This window comes from Paraburkholderia sp. EG286A (assembly GCF_040965375.1).
Lineage (GTDB): Bacteria > Pseudomonadota > Gammaproteobacteria > Burkholderiales > Burkholderiaceae > Paraburkholderia.
Map to the genome: position 1 here is coordinate 227,522 of NZ_JBFRCB010000005.1, position 15,673 is coordinate 243,194.

A 15,673-nucleotide genomic window follows, 5' to 3' on the forward strand; every position below is an offset into this window, starting at 1 on the left:
AGCGGGAAAGCGCGGCGCGGAATAAACGCACGGTCTCGCGTGTTCCAGGAAGATCAGCGCATTGGGGCGCCATGGGAGGCAGGATGCGGTTTGCAGTTCTCGGCGCCGGCGCGGTCGGCTGCTACTACGGCGGCATGCTTGCGCGCCACGGCCACGACGTCGTCTTTATCGGGCGCCACTCGCATGTTGCGGCGATGAACCGGAACGGCTTGCGCCTTCAGTCGCAAGCGTTCGATGTGCGCCTGCCCGTGCGCGCCGCGACGCAGATCGAAGCGGCCGCCGGCGCCGACGTCGTGTTCGTGTGCGTGAAGTCGACCGACACCGCCGAGGTCGCGCGCTTGCTCGGCCAGGTGCTCGCACCGGGCGCCATCGTGGTGAGCCTGCAAAACGGCGTCGACAACGCCGCGCAGCTGCGCGCCGCCATTGCGCAGCCCGTCATTTGCGCGGCCGTGTATGTCGCGAGCGAAATGGCCGGTCCCGGGCACCTGCTGCATCATGGCCGGGGCGACCTCGCCATCGAGGCGTCGCCGCATGGCGAAGCCCTCGCAAGCGTCCTGCGCGCGGCGCAGATTCCCACCCAGATCGCCGCCGACGTGCACGCGACGCTGTGGCAAAAGCTCATTCTCAACTGCGCCTATAACGCGGTCTCCGCCATCGTCCAGTTGCCGCTCGGCGCCATGGCGCATCGCGACGCGCTGCGCGAAACCATGCGCGAAGTGGTCGCCGAGTGCCTCGCTGTCGCTGCCGCCGAAGGCGTGCATTTCGAGCACGATGCCACGCGCATGGTCGAGCAGATCGAAGCCACCATTCCCGCCACTCAGTATTCGTCTACCGCTCAGGATCTCGCGCGCGGCAAGCACAGCGAAATCGACTTTCTCAACGGCGCGATCGTGCGGCGCGGTATGATCGCGGGTATCGCGACGCCTGCCAACCGCACGCTCCACACGCTCGTCAAGGTGCTGGAAGAGAAACCCGCCATTCACGCCTGATCGTCTCCCGCACCCATGCAATTCTCCGACTTCTCCTCGCCCGCCTTCTACGCCAATCCTTATCCGCTGTATGAAAAGATTCGTGCGGCAGGGCCGATTCTGCCGGTTGGACCCAAGGCATTCGTGACCGGGCGCTTCGAGATCATCGACGCCTTGCTGCGCGACCCGCGCATGGGCAAGACCTATCTGCAAAGCGTGGCCGCGCGCTACGGCGAGGCGGCGACCGCGCAGCCAGTGTTCCAGTCGCTGAGCCGCACCCTGCTGATGATGAATCCGCCCGTGCATACACGGCTGCGCGCGCTGTTGATGCAGACGTTCAACGCGCGCGGCATCGAGAAGCTCACTGCGGTTGTCGAGGCGACGACGCATGAACTGCTCGAACGCGTGGGCACGCACGCCGGGTTCGATCTGGTCAGCGACTTCGCGCTCCCCTTGCCGGTGCAGATCATCTGCCGGCTGCTCGATGTCCCCGTGGCGGACGCGACCGCGCTTGGCGACGCGGCAAGCCAGCTCGTCGCGGCATTCGATCTCGCGCCGCTCGACGAAAACGGCTTGCGCGCGGCCGACGAAGCCGCGCTCACGCTCGAGCATTACTTTCACGGCGTAATCGAGCAGCGCCGCGCACAGCCCGGCGACGATCTGATTTCCGCCATGCTCAGCGTGGAAGACGAGGGCTCGCGGCTCAGCGACGAAGAAGTCGTATCGAATGCCGTGCTGCTGTTCATTGCCGGCCACGAAACGACGTCGAACATGATTGGCAACATGATGATCGCGCTCTTTCGCCATCCGCAGCAGATGGAGGCGTTGAAGCAGGAGCCGAAGCTGTTGCCGCGGGCGATCGCGGAGTGCATGCGCTACGACGGCGCGGTGCAGATGCTGGTGCGCACGGCGCTCGAAGACATCTCGCTCGGCGAAGCCGCGCTCGCGCGCGGCTCTGTGGTGTTCATGCTGATCGGCTCGGCCAACCGCGATCCTGCCGCATTCCCCGCGCCCGACACGCTGGACTTCGCGCGCAGCGCGAGCACGCCTTCGGTCGCGTTCGGCGCGGGCATTCACTATTGCCTGGGCGCGCGGCTCGCCGCACTCGAACTGGATGTCGCGATGCGGTCCCTGCTTGCCCGCTTCCCGGCAATCCGCCCTGTCGATCTGGACGGACTGGTCTGGCATCGGCGCAACAATCTGCGCGGCGTGACGTCGTTGCACGTCTACACGCGTTGATTCCGTCGATCGCCATTGCCGCGAGCGGGGCCTTATTGCTTCGTATCTTCGGGGCTATACGTCACATATAGCTTCGTATAGCCCTGCGTGTCGAATTGGCCCGTCCATCCCTTGGGAAGCGTCACGGCTTCGCCCGTGCCGACATTCAGCACCGAGCCGTCCGACGAGGTGAGCTTCACGCCGCCCGAAAGAAAATATAGAAACTCGGTGTAGGCGAGCCCTTGCGGTCCCTTGATGATTTCGTGCGACGGCCCCGACTTGAACACGCCGGTTTGATAAGCCTTGTCCGGTGACGTAAAGCCGACCACGTCGGTCATTGGCGTGCCGTTTTCAACCGACTTATGTGCGTCCTTGCGGTTGAAGACGGCGCCGCCGAGATCGGCTTTCGAAAGCTTCACGGGTTTAATCGTTTGCGTTTGTGCCTGCGCGCATGAGCACGCCAGCGAACAAACTGCCAGCACTGCAGCGAGAGCGGATCTACGAGTCTTGGCCATTACCATGAGTCATCCGTTGAATATGCCCGGGATCGCAAGCGTTGGAAGGGCCGCTACAGATGCTGAACCTGCAGCATGGCATCGGCAAACGCCTTGGGCGCTTCCTGCGGCAGGTTGTGGCCAATCCCGCCGCTGATATCGCGATGCTGGTATTTGCCCGTGAACTTCCCGGCGTAAGCCGCCGGCTGCGGATGCGGCGCGCCGTTGGCGTCCCCTTCCATCGTGATGGTGGGCACCGCGATCGTGGGCGACAGCGCCAGCTTCTTTTCGATGTCGTCGTACTTCGCCTCGCCTTGCGCGAGACCCAGCCGCCAGCGGTAGTTGTGAATCACCACGGCGACATGATCGGGGTTCTCGAATGAAGCCGCCGTACGATCGTAGGTGGCATCGTCGAAATGCCATTGCGGCGAGGCGAGGCGCCAGATCAGTTTATTGAAATCGTGGCGGTTCTGTTCGTAGCCCGCCACGCCGCGCGCCGTGGAGAAATAGAACTGATACCACCAGGCCAGCTCGGCCTGCGGCGGCAGCGGCCTGGCGTTGGCGGCCTGGCTGCCGATCAGATAACCACTCACGGAAACGAGCGCCTTGCAGCGTTCGGGCCACAACGCTGCGACGATGTTGGCCGTGCGCGCGCCCCAATCGAACGCGCCGAACACGGCCTGCTTGATCTTCAGCGCGTCCATGAACGCGACGATATCGACGGCGACAACGGCTTGCTGGCCGTTGCGCGGGGTATCGGCAGCGAGGAAACGCGTCGAGCCATAGCCGCGCAAATACGGCACGAGCACGCGATGCCCCGCCGCCACGAGAATCGGCGTGACCTCGGCGAAGGCGTAGATATCGTAGGGCCAGCCATGCAACAGTACGACGGGCGGTCCATTCTTCGGCCCGGCATCGACGTAGCCGATGCTCAAGCCATTGGCCTGAACCTGATGAATCTCGCCGAATGAAGCCGCCGGCGCGGCCTGCCCGCGCGCCAGCTCGCTCAAACCCGTGCCCACCAGCGCCGCGCCTGCGAGGCCCGTTCCCAGAATACGGCGGCGACGTTCGTTGATCTGTTCCGACATGATCCCTTTTCTCCCGGCAATCGAAGTCAAGTGAATATTGACGCGCGTATTAACGAAGATTCGTTCGCGCGAGTTCGACGATCTCGTCGCCGCGGCCGCTAAAGATCGCGCGCAGCATATACAGGCTGAAACCTTTGGCGTGCTCCATTTCCACCTTGGGCGGCATGGCGAGTTCATGCTTCGAAATCACGACATCGACGAGGGCGGGCCCCGGATGCGCAAAGGCCGCCTTCAACGCGCCCGCAAGGTCTTCCGACTCCTCGACTCTCGTCGCATAGATGCCCGCGCCTTGCGCAATCGCGGCGAAATCGGTCTTGTCCAGATCGACGTTCGCATCGAGGTAGCCGGCCGCCTTCAGTTCCATGGAAACAAAACCGAGCAGGCTGTTATTGAACACGACCATCTTGATCGGCAGACCGAGCTGGCGCGCGGTCAGCAGATCGCCGAGCAGCATGGAAAGCCCCCCGTCGCCCGACAGCGAAACGACCTGACGCCCGGCATGCGCGCCTTGTGCGCCGAGCGCCTGTGGCATCGCGTTGGCCATCGAGCCGTGATTGAACGAGCCATGCAACTGCCGCTTGCCATTCATGGTCAGATAGCGCGCGGCCCACAGCGTTGGCGTGCCCACATCGGCGGTGAAGATGGCGTCCTCGCTCGCGGCCTCGTCGATCATTCTAGCGAGGTATTGCGGATGAATGGGCCGGCCGGGTGCGGAAGGCGTGGCGAGATCGTCGAGGCCTTGCCGCGCCGCCCGATAATGCTTGCGCGCATTCTCGAGAAATTGCCGGTCGGTCTTGCGCGCGAGCATGGGCAAGAGCGCCGCGATCGTCTCGCGCACCGTGCCCACCAGCCCCAGTTCGAGCGGCGCGCGGCGGCCTAGCTGCGAGCCTTTCCAGTCGATCTGGACGACCTTTGCATTGGTCGGATAAAACGGGCGATACGGGAAGTCCGTGCCGAGCATGACCAGCGTCTCGCACGAGGCCATCGCGTGGTAGCCGGAACTGAAGCCGATCAGCCCGGTCATGCCCACGTCGTACGGATTGTCCCACTCGATAAACTGTTTGCCGCGCAGCGCGTGAACCACCGGGGCGCCCAGCGTATCGGCAAGCGCCACGACCTCATCGTGCGCGCCGGCCGTCCCGCTGCCGCACAGGAGCGTGACCGCATCCGATTCGTTGAGCAGCGCGGCGAGCCGTTCGAGGTCCGCTTGCGCGGGTACGATCGCAGCCGGCGCCGAAGCTTCGCTCCAGCCGATCGACGCCTGTTCGAGCTCTTTCAAGGCCACGTCGCCCGGCAGGACGATGACGGCCACACCGCGTTCCTCGATGGCGGTGCGCATGGCGCGCGCGAGCACACGCGGAAACTGCTCCGCATTCGTCACGAGTTCGACGAAGTGGCTGCATTCCTTGAAGAGTTCCTGCGGATGCGTTTCCTGGAAGTAGCCAAGGCCGATTTCAGTCGAGGGAATATGCGCCGCGATGGCGAGCACCGGCTGATGATTGCGGTGCGCATCGTACAGGCCGTTGATGAGGTGCAGATTGCCCGGCCCACAGCTGCCCGCGCAAACCGCGAGGCGCCCCGTCGAGGCCGCGTCGGCGCCCGCGGCGAATGCCGCGCTCTCTTCGTGGCGCGTGTGCATCCAGCGGATCGAATCGATCTTCTGGAGGCTCGCCGAAAGGCCGTTCAGGCTGTCGCCCGTCACGCCCCAGATCCGTTCGATGCCGGCTGCGGCGAGCGTGCGTGCGAGATAGTCCGCGATCGTCATTCTGCCCATGAATTCCCTCTCTACACGATGTGAGGTTGCAAGCAATCGGAACGGCGTGGGGCGTCACGAGTGAATTCGAGTGAACGAATTCCATCGCAAGCTGATTTACGAATCTTTCGTTATCCCCAATAATTGCCGTGAGCATTCATGTTGCGTGGCTTGACACGGGCATACAGGAGACGCGACAGCGTACCATCGCGCCGGGAGACGGCACGATACCGCGATCGGTTGAGCATACTATACGCAGGTATAGGCTGCGCGACGCGTGGCTAGCGCTTGCGATCGCGCGGCGGCGGCAAGCCCAGCTTCGCCGCCATATGGACCAGTTCCGGCAGCGAATCCGCGTTCATCTTTTGCATGACCTTGCCGCGGTGCATCTTCACGGTAATCTCGCTGATGCCGAGTTCGCCGCCTATCTGCTTGTTCAGCAAACCCGCAACCACGAGCGCCATGACTTCGCGCTCGCGCGGCGTGAGCGCCGCATAGCTGTCGTGCAGTGCGCGCCGTTCCATGTGGCCGTCGAGGGCTTCACGGCTGCGCTCGATGGCGTCCCGAATGGCCTGAAGCAGGGTCTCGTCGTTGAACGGCTTGGTCAGGAATTCGACCGCGCCGGCCTTCATGGCCTTCACGGTCATGGGCACGTCCCCGTGCCCCGTGATGAAGATGATCGGCATGTCGGGCCGGTCGGCGGCAATGCGCTGCTGCAGTTCCAGCCCGTCGACTTGCGGCAGCGACACGTCCAGCACCAGACAACTGGGCGCGAACACGCGCGGGTGAGCGAGGAAATCTTCGGCGCAGGCGAAGATCTGTGCGGGCAGTGCCGCACTATTCAGCAAGAGTTCCAGCGATTCGCGAACGGAAATGTCGTCGTCGATGACGAATACCACGGGCTCGGCTTGCGAACCGCTCGACGGCATGGCGCCCTGGCCCGCGCTACCTGCTCTACTGGTTCCACCGGTTCTACCTTCAGGCACGTTATTCCTCTTTATCGCCCCGAAGCCCTGAAACGCCTTCAGTTCCCGCCGAGCGCCAGCTTGAGCGCCGCGAGAAGTGCCGTATCGCTGAAGGGCTTGAACAGGCAATCGCACGCGCCCTGCGCGATCAGGCGATCGCGAACGGCTGCGTCTTTGTGAGCCGTAATGAAAACGACCGGCACGTTCTTGCCAAGACGCTTCAGCTCGCGAAAAAGCCCCAGTCCGCCCATACCCGGCATGTTGATGTCGAGGACCAGACAATGGGATTGATCGACGACTTCGGACGCGAGAAAAGCCTCTGCAGACGAGAACACGCTCACGGCATATCCGAACATACTCACCAGATCGGGAAGCGACTCCCGCACTGCTTCGTCATCATCGACCAACGTTACCAGCATGATTGCCCGCAATCAAGTCTCGTTGAGACCGCTACCCCGTATCCCTGAGGATGCATGAAGCCGGGTGGCGAATCTACGATACCTTGGTATCACTCGAATAAAAAATCTGTCCGCTGCCGCTTCAAAGCCGCTCTGAAGCGACGGCCGCCGACCGCCGGCCCCTTGCACGCGCGCCGCCGGGCTGCCACGCAGCCTGGGTCTGCGGGCACACCTTCGAGGCCATGATCACGAGTTCCGGCAGCGAACCCGCCGCCATTTTCTCCATCAGCCTGCCGCGGTGCCCCTTGACCGTGATCTCGCTGATGCCAAGCTCCGCCGCCACCTGCTTGTTGAGCAAGCCGCGCACGACGAGCGTCATCACGTCCCGTTCGCGAGGCGTGAGCGCGCCATAGCGAGCCTGCAGCGCACGGTTTTCGCTCTGCGCATCGAGCGTCGCGCGGCTGCGCTCGATGCCGTCGCGAATGGCATCCAGCAGCGCTTCGCCGTTGAACGGCTTGGTGAAGAATTCAATCGCGCCGGCTTTCATGGCCCGCACCGTCACGGGCACATCGGGATAGCCGGTGATGAAGATGATCGGCATGTCGGCACGGTCGGCCACGATTTGCCGCTGCAAGTCCAGACCGTGCAGATCGGGAAGCGAAACATCGAGCAGCAGGCAACTCGGCCCGCAAACGCGCGGGTGCGAGAGGAATTGATGCGCGGCGCCGAACACCTGCGGCTGCCACCCTGCGCTGCTGATGAGCAATTCCAGCGATTCGCGCACGGACACGTCGTCGTCCACCACGAATACGACCGGAAGCGCCTGCGAGACGCTCGCGGACCGTTGTCGTTGCGTTTCGCCAGGTCTTTGCATGGCCTACCTCGCTAATATCCGTCGCGGCGCCACGGCTCAGGCGCCAGATGCCATTGGAGCAAACACCGCACGATGCCCGATGCCATCGCACGCGTCCATCATACGGAGGTATGTATACGCGCCGCCGCAACCGCGCGTGAGCGTCATTTACGCGCCATGAACGGGCAGCGAGAACGAGAAGATCGCGCCGGGACCGTCCGTCGGGATCCCGGCCCAAAGGCGCCCATTCAGGCTTTCGATGATCGAGCGGCTGATCGCGAGACCGATGCCCATGCCGTCATGCCGGGTCGTATAAAAGGCATCGAAAAGCCGCTCCATGTCTTGCGGGTCGAAGCCGATTCCCGCGTCCCGTACGCTCAGGCGGACCGTTTCGTCCGGCCCGGCTTCGGTCGTCACCGTCACGCGCCGGGGCCGGTCGTCCACCGTGCTCATGGCATCGGCGGCATTGCGCAACAGATTCATGATGACCTGCTGCACCTGTACGCGGTCGCAGCCCGCACAAGGCAGGCCGTCGGCGAACTCCATGCGCACGACGACGCGCGCGCGGTCGAGGTCGCTCTGCATGAGGGCGACGATGTCACGCGCGGTGTGGCCGAGATCGACCGCTTCGATCGTGGCGCTGCGCCTCGTGAAGAGCGCGCGCAGCCGGGCGATCACATCGGCGGCGCGGTTGCCGTCGCGAATCGTGCGCCGCGCCGTCTCCTGCGCGCCTTCGATATTGGGAGGCACGGCCGCCAGCATGCGCAGGCAGGTGCTCGCATTGGTGACGATACCCGCGAGCGGCTGGTTGACCTCATGGGCAATCGAAGCCGTCAACGCGCCCAGGCTCATCACCCTCGCGACATGCGAAAGCTCCGCACGCGCCTTGTCGAGTGCTTCTTCCGAGCTGCGGCGCTGGCTGATATCGAGCGCCGTGCCGCTATATTCCTTGCGGCCCGGACGGTCCGTCGTGCGGTGTGCGATCAGATGCAGATGCTTGACGCTCTGGTCCGGCATCAACAGCCGGTGCTGGCACTCGAGATCGCTTGCGCCGCGCCGCCCCTGCTCGATGAACTGCGCGACGAACCCCATGTCCTCCGGGTGAGCGCGCCCGGCGATACGCGCCAGCGTGACGGGCGTGCCCGGCTCGAAATCGAAGATGTGGTAGATCTGCTCCGACCAGGCGATCTCATCCGTATCGGCATCCCATGAAAAGTTGCCCATTCTGGCCAGCGCCTGGCCTTCGGCGAGGAATGCCTCGCTGCGCCGCAACTCTTCCTCTGCGCGCTTGCGATCGTCGATGTCGATATTGATGCCATACCATTTGACGACGTTGCCGTCCTGGTCGCGCAACGGACTCGTGCGAAACAGAAACCATCGGTACTGGCCGTCGTAGCGCTGCATGCGCGCTTCCGCGGCACCCGGCATGCGGCTCGCCATGATCGCGGCCCACGCGGCCATCAGCCCCGGAAGGTCGTCCGGATGAACCGCCTTGGTCCACTCGTGGTCCTGCACCTGCGAGAGCGTTCGCCCGAGATAATCGAGGTAGTACTGGTTATAGAATTCGCCAGTCCCGTCCGGGCGCGCCGACCACACGAGCGCGGGAAGCGCGTTGATGGTCTCGTTGAGGTGACGCTCGCTCTCCGCGAGCGTGATTTCGGCCCGCTTCCTGTCTTCGATATCGATGCACAGCAGAAACCAGCGCAGAATGTCGCCCGCGCGGTCGCGCAGCGGAAAGCCGCGCACGTTGACCCAGCGGTAAACGCCGTCTGCGCGCCGGTGGCGGCTCTCGACGTTGTACGTTTTGCCGCTTGCCAGCGAGGCTTCCTGCGCCGCAATCGCCGCGTCGAGATCGTCGGGATGGACGATTTCGTGGCTGCGCCAGGCCTTGAGTTCCTCGAACGTCTTGCCGAAGTAATCGAGGGTGAGCTGGTTCTGGCCTTCGACTTCGCCCGTCGGCGAGGTCACCGTGACCGGCACGGGAATGCTATCGACGATCAATTGCAGGTCGAGCGCCCGCCCATCGAGCGCTTCTTCGGCGCGCCGCCAGTCGTCGATATCGTTGCAGGTCCCGCACCAGCGGACGATTTGCCCGGCGGCGTCGCGAACCGGACTGATCTGAATGTCGAACCAACGCTCGTGGCCGTCGAATCGACGCAGACGCGCCGTGATTCCGCCGGGCTCCCCGGAAGCGAGGATCGCGCAACGCCGCTCGAGCAGTTCCGGCAAGTCATCGGGACTTACCGCGTCCTGCCATTGCGAACCGGATGATGCCGCGAGGCCAAGGCCCGTATATTCGGACCATTTGCGGTTGACGAAGTCGACCCGGCCGTCGGGCAGCGCGGTCCACGCAACCATGGACAGCGCATCCAGCACGATGCCGGCATCAAGGGCCAATCCCATCATTTTTCTGATATTTGCGAGCAGGCGTCAGAGCGTCAAACCTGCGCCAAAGCCCGCGCTCAGGTGCGTTTTTTTCGCGAGTTGTCCGGTCTGACCGGAGAATTTCGGGATTATTGCATGCGAAAACAGGCGTCGCAACCGCGCCTCGTTCCGGCAATGTCCCGTGATTTCGTTGCGAACGCATCGAGTCGATGCCACGCCACCGGCGCAGCATCCGTTGCGCAATAGACTGAATGCTCAGTCGGCGATTTCGACGATCAATTCGATCTCGACGCAGGCATTGAGCGGCAACTCGGCGACGCCCACCGCCGAGCGCGCGTGCACGCCCGCCTCGCCAAACACCTTCGCGAGCAATTCCGAAGCGCCATTCGTCACGAGATGCTGTTCGGAAAATCCCGGCGCGGAATTGACGAAGCTCGTGAGCTTCACGATCTGCTTGACGTGGTTGAGGTTGCCGACTCTCGCGTGCAGGGTCGCGAGCAGATCGACGGCAATCTTGCGCGCGGCCTCGCGGCCTTCTTCGGTGCTCAGCGTGGCGCCCAGCTTGCCGGTCACGACCGCGCCGGCATCGCGCGGCAGGTGGCCCGCCAGATAGACCGTGGCGCCGCTGCGAACGCTCAGGGTGTAGGCCGCGGCCGGGGAACTGACCTGCGGCAACTCGATGCCCATCGTCTTGATCGTCTCGTAGACGTCGCGCTTTTCCATCGCACTCTCTCCAGGTGGGTTGTTTCATGGTGGAGTGCAAAAGATAACCGCAATGGCGGGAAACAAGCGCTAGATCATAGGGTGATGAACGCATCCAGAAGTTTGGTGGAAACTAAACGCCGGTATTACCTCACTGCCCCGAATGTTCGACCCCGAGCGCAACGATGTTGCGCACCAGTTCGGCAACGGAGCGCACCTTCATCTTGCGCATGGCCTGTCCCCGATGGATCTTGACCGTGACCTCCGCAATACACAACCTCGCCGCGATCTGCTTGTTCATCAGCCCCGCCGCGACGTGGACCAGCACCTCCCGCTCGCGCGGCGTCAGTGCGTCCCAGCGCTCGCGCGCCTGCACGAGCGAGCGGTCCGCTTCGAGACGCTGCGCGTCGCGCTGCAGCGCGGCGACCACGGCGTCGATCATGTCCTGATCGCGAAAGGGCTTGGTGAGGAAGTCGATGGCGCCCGCCTTCATCGCCTCGACCGTCATGGCAATATCGCCGTAGCCCGTCATGAAGACGACCGGCATGGGCGAGCGCTCCTGCGTGAGCAGTGCCTTCTGCAGCGCCAGGCCGCTTTGGCCGCGCAAACGGACGTCGAGCACCAGACACGACGGGCCCGGGCTCCTCGCCGCCGCGAGGAACGCTTCGGCGGAGTGAAAGGCGTGGACATCCATGTCGATCGAGCGCAGCAGGCTCACGAGTGCGCAGCGCACCGAATCGTCGTCATCCACGATATAGACGACTCCGGCAGGGGGAGTGGCGCAAGGCGCAGCCGACCAGGCGGTCACAGTGTTTAGCATCTACGATCGTGTTCTGCAGTGTTACGGTGTGCGAATGGAACGCTCACAGACACCTCCCGGTACCACTGGGACGCCAATGCCTGACTCACCCGTTGAAGCGCCAGCCGCAGGCCGGCGGCCGATAGATGGCGCAAACCTTGCAGCGCCACGCCCCTGAAGCTTACATCGCGCATGCTGGCGAGGCTCTAGTACTTTGGTATTGGGGAGTCCGGCCGCGCCGATGCAGCCCGATCGTTTGGCGGGAGAGACGAAAAGGGATCGGGAAATCCCAGATAATGAGTTTTGCGCCTTGTTTTAATGTCTTTGCGGCGCCATGCCCGGTTATTCCGGCTATTCCGGCAATTCGGGGTCGACCAGGCGAGCGCCCCACGCCTCCAGCGACGCGGCGAGGATCATCGCCCCCGAATTCAACGGGACCTTGTAGCGGCGCGCCAGCGGCCGGAAAACCGCATCGCCGCGCTTGATGTGCTCGCCGGACAGCACACAGATGCCCGACTTTCTGGCGATTGCGCGTTTCCAGACCTGCTCGCGGTAGCTGCAGCGCGTCGGGTCGCTCCACGAGAGCGTAAACGACGAATTGGCCAGCCGCTCTTCTATCTTGACCGTGCAACTTGCGTAGGTGCTGTGATCCGCGGCGCGCAGATCGCTGCGCGTGCGCACTGCGGGCGCGCGGCGCGCAACGCTGGTTCTCGAAGCCGGCGAGGCCAGCAGGCCCGAGACCACGTGCGCCCACGGATTGCGCGTGCAATCCGGCGCTGCTGCTGCGGCGTCGCCATCCGGCGCGTGTGTTCGATCGTTGGGGTCATCGGCACCACACGGCTGCACGAGGCGCAAGTTTTCGCCAGGGCCGCCGCCATCGAGCGCGCCTCCCGCGTATGTCGACCGCCACGAATCCAATCTCACCACGGCTAACTCCCATGTTCTGGATGAGCGTGTATGTCACGCGTGCCCCGTCGCCCGAAACCGGAACGTCCTGCACATTGCGCCCACTCATTGCGAATGACTGAAGCTTAAGGACAAGCGCGGCTGGCCGCTATTCTTCCCGCGCATAAACGGACAGACGCTTTTGGATGACGACCCCATACGTAGGTATACCGTCGTCGTTCAGTGCACACAGAATAGCGGCAAGCGGATTACCATAACGGCCTCGCCGCATGACGGCAACGCACGAGATTCATAGAGGGCCTTTCGATGTATCGGCGGCTGTATGAGGCCCCTGCGCTGATTTATGTCCCGTCTTTCGCTTTCGCAACTCATTGTCAGGTACGCGTTCATCGCGCTCACGCTAGCGGCCTGTGCCGCGGCGTTCGCATGGACCGCGGGCTGGATACACTGGCCCGGTGCCCAGGCCGCGCTCACGCCAGACCGGCTCATCGACGCATTCGAGCGCAGCGCCGGCAAGCATCCCGGGTTTCGCCGCAATCATGCGAAAGGCATCTGCGTGAGCGGTTATTTCGACAGCAACGGCAACGGCACGGCGCTGTCGCGCGCGAGCGTATTCGAGCGCGGCCGCACGCCGTTGATCGGCCGCTTCTCCGCGCCCGGCGGCAATCCCGCCGAAGACGACGCGCACACGACCGTGCGCAGCTTTGCGCTGCGCTTCGCGATGCGCGACGGCGAGGAATGGCGCACCGGCATGAATTCCGCGCCCGTATTCGCGGTGCGCACGCCACAAGCGGTTTACGAACTGCAAGAGGCCATGGAGCACGACAAGCGCACGGGCCGCCCCGCCCCCGCGAGACTCGACGCGTTCTTTGCGAGCCACCCCGAAACCAGCGCGCTGCGCGACTGGCTCGCCGCGCATCCGCCGTCTTCCGCGTTCTATAACGCGAGCTATTACAGCATCGATGCGTTTCGCTTCACCAACGCAAGCGGCAACATGCGATTCGTGCGCTGGAGCGTCGTGCCTGACGTGCCTTACGCGCCGCTAGATACGCGTGATCCGGACGCGAGAGACCCCGACTTTCTCGCGCACGACCTGAAGGTGCAATTGGAATCGGCTCCGGTGCGCTGGCACCTCATGCTGACGCCCGCGGGCGCGGGCGACCCGGTGGACGACGCCACCCGTGCGTGGCCCGTCGAACGCGAGCAGCATCGCGTCGATGCGGGTACCATCGTCATCGAGCATGCGCAGTCGCAGATCGACGGACCCTGCCGCGACATCAATTTCGACCCGACGGTCTTGCCGGTGGGCATCGCGCCCTCTGACGATCCGCTGCTCGCCGCGCGCGCCGCCGCTTACGCGGTGTCGTTCGACCGCCGCACGAGCGAAGAAGCGCGCGCCGGCGCGAAAGGCCGCTGAAGGGCATTGAAGGCGGCGCGAGCGCACCCCGAACGAAAGCATGGAATAAAGCCCACCGGCCAGGTGTTTCGTTACTAGTTCACCAAAATGGCCCGAGCCGCGCGCCCTTGACCAGACGGTCGCACACGACCGCAGCGCACGCCAGTCCGGATTGAACGGGGATCGTGGAGAAAACCCTTCGATGAGCGGTACAGACCTACCGGGCATGCTACCCGCCATGATTCCGCGGCTTTGGGCGTTTGCGCTGCGCCTGTCCGGGGACCAGCACGACGCCGAAGACCTCGTGCAGCGCGCCTGCCTGCGCGGGCTCGAACGCGCGCATCAGCTTCAACCCGACACGGCTCCGCTGAGCTGGATGTACTCCATCATGCATTCCACATGGATCAACGAGCTGCGAGCCCGCAGCGTGCGCAAGCGCGCGAGCTTCGAGTGGGACGACGATTTCCTCGAAAATCTCCCCGACCCCGTCGATAATGGCCCCGAAACACAACTCATGCACAGCCAGATCATCGAGGCAGTCGAGCGCCTGCCCGAAGCCCAGCGTGTGGTGATGCTGCTCGTCGCGGTCGAAGGCATGACGTACCAGCAGGCCGCCGACGTGCTCAAGATACCCATTGGCACCGTGATGAGCCGGCTCTCGCGAGCGCGGCAATCGGTCGGTGCCATGTTCAGCGGTGCGGCGCCCAAGGCGCCGCCCGCCCCGCAGCACAAGGACTCACTCGCATGATTGCCGACGACGCACAGTTACTCGCCTATGTGGACGGCCGCCTGTCGCCGGACGAGCGCGCCGCGATCGAAGCGCAGTTGCGCGAGTCCGCCGAGGCGCGCAAGAAGGTCACGCTGCTGCGCACCTCGCAGGTCGATTTCGCCGGTGCCTTCGCCCAGCAAACGCTGCCGTCCGTGCCCGAATCACTGCAACTTGGCATCGAGGAAATGGTGCGCGCGCAAACCGGGCAACCCGCGCAACCGTCTTCGAGTGCGAACGACGCCGCGATGCCGGCCGCGGAGCAACAACTCTCGGCGCCCGTGAGATCGCGCCTGCGCCGCGTGCCGGTCTGGCTCGCGGCGGCATGCGTGGCGGGCGCGTTCGTGGCCGGCCAGTTCGTGCGCTTCGACGCGTTGTTCGGGCCTGGCGGCCAGGGCTCCGGCGCCTCGCATCTCGCGAGCGCATCGGAGCCGTCGCCGTGGGTGAAGGCGGCGGTTGGCTACCAGAAGCTCTATACGCGGGAAACCGTCGCCTACCGGCAGGACGATCCGGCGCTCGCCGCGAGAGTCGTCGAAGACATCCGCCGCGACGACCGTCTCGCGCTGCGCGTGCCCGATCTGAGCAGCGCCGGGCTCACCTTCAAGTCGGTGCAGCGCCTGCGCTTTCACGACAAGCCGCTCGTGCAGATCGTTTATCTGCCGCGCAGCGGGCCGCCCATCGCGTTGTGCGTGATGAAGGACGCGCGCCCGGACGAAGCGGTCGCCTCGCGCACCGTCGACTCGATGGGCGTCACCACGTGGCGGCAGAACGAGCTGACCTACGCGCTCATCGGCCAGGCGGGCGACGTCGATCTCGCCGCGCTCGGCAAGCGCATCTCCAACCTCGATACGGCCGCGCTGTTCAGCGAGGCGCAGGAAGCCGTACCGCCGCATAACGGATAAGTGCCAAGGCCGGCGCGGAATAATTTCGCCGCCGGGCTGTTGTGTTGAGGAACCCTCGATCAATGGCTCGGCATGGATCA

General features: G+C 64.3%; 15 protein-coding genes. 5 read left to right on the forward strand and 10 right to left on the reverse strand.

Features of this window, described 5'->3' with window-relative positions:
• Positions 1–83 precede the first annotated feature (83 nt).
• Both AB4Y35_RS24225 and AB4Y35_RS24230 read left to right on the forward strand, forming a co-directional pair.
• On the forward strand, positions 84–989 hold the full coding sequence (locus tag AB4Y35_RS24225) for a ketopantoate reductase family protein (protein ID WP_368706306.1): 906 nt from the start codon (positions 84–86) through the stop codon (positions 987–989).
• 15 nt (positions 990–1,004) lie between these two features.
• The gene (locus AB4Y35_RS24230) at positions 1,005–2,207 is read left to right on the forward strand and encodes a cytochrome P450 (RefSeq protein ID WP_368706307.1); all 1,203 of its coding nucleotides are present in this window, start codon (positions 1,005–1,007) and stop codon (positions 2,205–2,207) included.
• Positions 2,208–2,239: 32 nt separating this feature from the next.
• Here the strand turns inward: AB4Y35_RS24230 and AB4Y35_RS24235 are convergent, their stop codons facing one another.
• From AB4Y35_RS24235 to AB4Y35_RS24280, 10 genes are all read right to left on the reverse strand, one after another.
• Positions 2,240–2,605 (reverse strand): cupin domain-containing protein, encoded by a 366-nt coding sequence (locus tag AB4Y35_RS24235; protein WP_368706308.1) that lies wholly within the window; start codon positions 2,603–2,605, stop codon positions 2,240–2,242.
• Between the two features lie 149 nt (positions 2,606–2,754).
• Positions 2,755–3,768 carry an alpha/beta fold hydrolase gene (locus AB4Y35_RS24240; RefSeq protein ID WP_368706309.1) on the reverse strand — a complete coding sequence of 338 codons (1,014 nt, stop codon included), beginning with the start codon at positions 3,766–3,768 and terminating at the stop codon, positions 2,755–2,757.
• A 49-nt stretch (positions 3,769–3,817) separates the two neighbouring features.
• Positions 3,818–5,542 carry a ubiquinone-dependent pyruvate dehydrogenase gene (poxB, locus tag AB4Y35_RS24245; protein ID WP_368706310.1) on the reverse strand — a complete coding sequence of 575 codons (1,725 nt, stop codon included), beginning with the start codon at positions 5,540–5,542 and terminating at the stop codon, positions 3,818–3,820.
• 260 nt (positions 5,543–5,802) lie between these two features.
• Positions 5,803–6,450, reverse strand: coding sequence for a response regulator transcription factor (locus AB4Y35_RS24250; protein WP_368706738.1), 648 nt, complete (start codon positions 6,448–6,450; stop codon positions 5,803–5,805).
• Positions 6,451–6,545: 95 nt separating this feature from the next.
• Entirely contained in the window at positions 6,546–6,917 is a 372-nt protein-coding gene (locus AB4Y35_RS24255; RefSeq protein ID WP_368706311.1) for a response regulator transcription factor, read from the reverse strand.
• A 109-nt stretch (positions 6,918–7,026) separates the two neighbouring features.
• Complete coding sequence (locus tag AB4Y35_RS24260; protein ID WP_368706312.1) at positions 7,027–7,758, reverse strand: response regulator transcription factor; 732 nt, start codon at positions 7,756–7,758, stop codon at positions 7,027–7,029.
• A 147-nt stretch (positions 7,759–7,905) separates the two neighbouring features.
• Positions 7,906–10,140 (reverse strand): PAS domain-containing protein, encoded by a 2,235-nt coding sequence (locus AB4Y35_RS24265; RefSeq protein ID WP_368706739.1) that lies wholly within the window; start codon positions 10,138–10,140, stop codon positions 7,906–7,908.
• Between the two features lie 237 nt (positions 10,141–10,377).
• On the reverse strand, positions 10,378–10,845 hold the full coding sequence (locus AB4Y35_RS24270) for a RidA family protein (protein ID WP_368706313.1): 468 nt from the start codon (positions 10,843–10,845) through the stop codon (positions 10,378–10,380).
• A 130-nt stretch (positions 10,846–10,975) separates the two neighbouring features.
• Positions 10,976–11,644 carry a response regulator transcription factor gene (locus AB4Y35_RS24275; protein ID WP_368706314.1) on the reverse strand — a complete coding sequence of 223 codons (669 nt, stop codon included), beginning with the start codon at positions 11,642–11,644 and terminating at the stop codon, positions 10,976–10,978.
• Between the two features lie 330 nt (positions 11,645–11,974).
• Positions 11,975–12,550 (reverse strand): DUF3331 domain-containing protein, encoded by a 576-nt coding sequence (locus AB4Y35_RS24280; RefSeq protein WP_368706315.1) that lies wholly within the window; start codon positions 12,548–12,550, stop codon positions 11,975–11,977.
• A gap of 322 nt (positions 12,551–12,872) precedes the next feature.
• Here AB4Y35_RS24280 and AB4Y35_RS24285 point away from each other — a divergent pair, with 322 nt between their 5' ends.
• From AB4Y35_RS24285 to AB4Y35_RS24295, 3 genes are all read left to right on the forward strand, one after another.
• Positions 12,873–13,946, forward strand: a complete 1,074-nt coding sequence (locus tag AB4Y35_RS24285) for a catalase family peroxidase (RefSeq protein WP_368706316.1) — start codon at positions 12,873–12,875, stop codon at positions 13,944–13,946.
• Positions 13,947–14,127: 181 nt separating this feature from the next.
• Positions 14,128–14,673: an RNA polymerase sigma factor gene (locus tag AB4Y35_RS24290; RefSeq protein WP_342923388.1), complete on the forward strand. Its 546-nt coding sequence runs from the start codon at positions 14,128–14,130 to the stop codon at positions 14,671–14,673.
• On the forward strand, positions 14,670–15,593 hold the full coding sequence (locus AB4Y35_RS24295; RefSeq protein ID WP_368706317.1) for an anti-sigma factor: 924 nt from the start codon (positions 14,670–14,672) through the stop codon (positions 15,591–15,593). The genes AB4Y35_RS24290 and AB4Y35_RS24295 overlap by 4 nt, the downstream gene beginning before the upstream one ends.
• The last annotated feature ends 80 nt before the right edge of the window (positions 15,594–15,673 follow it).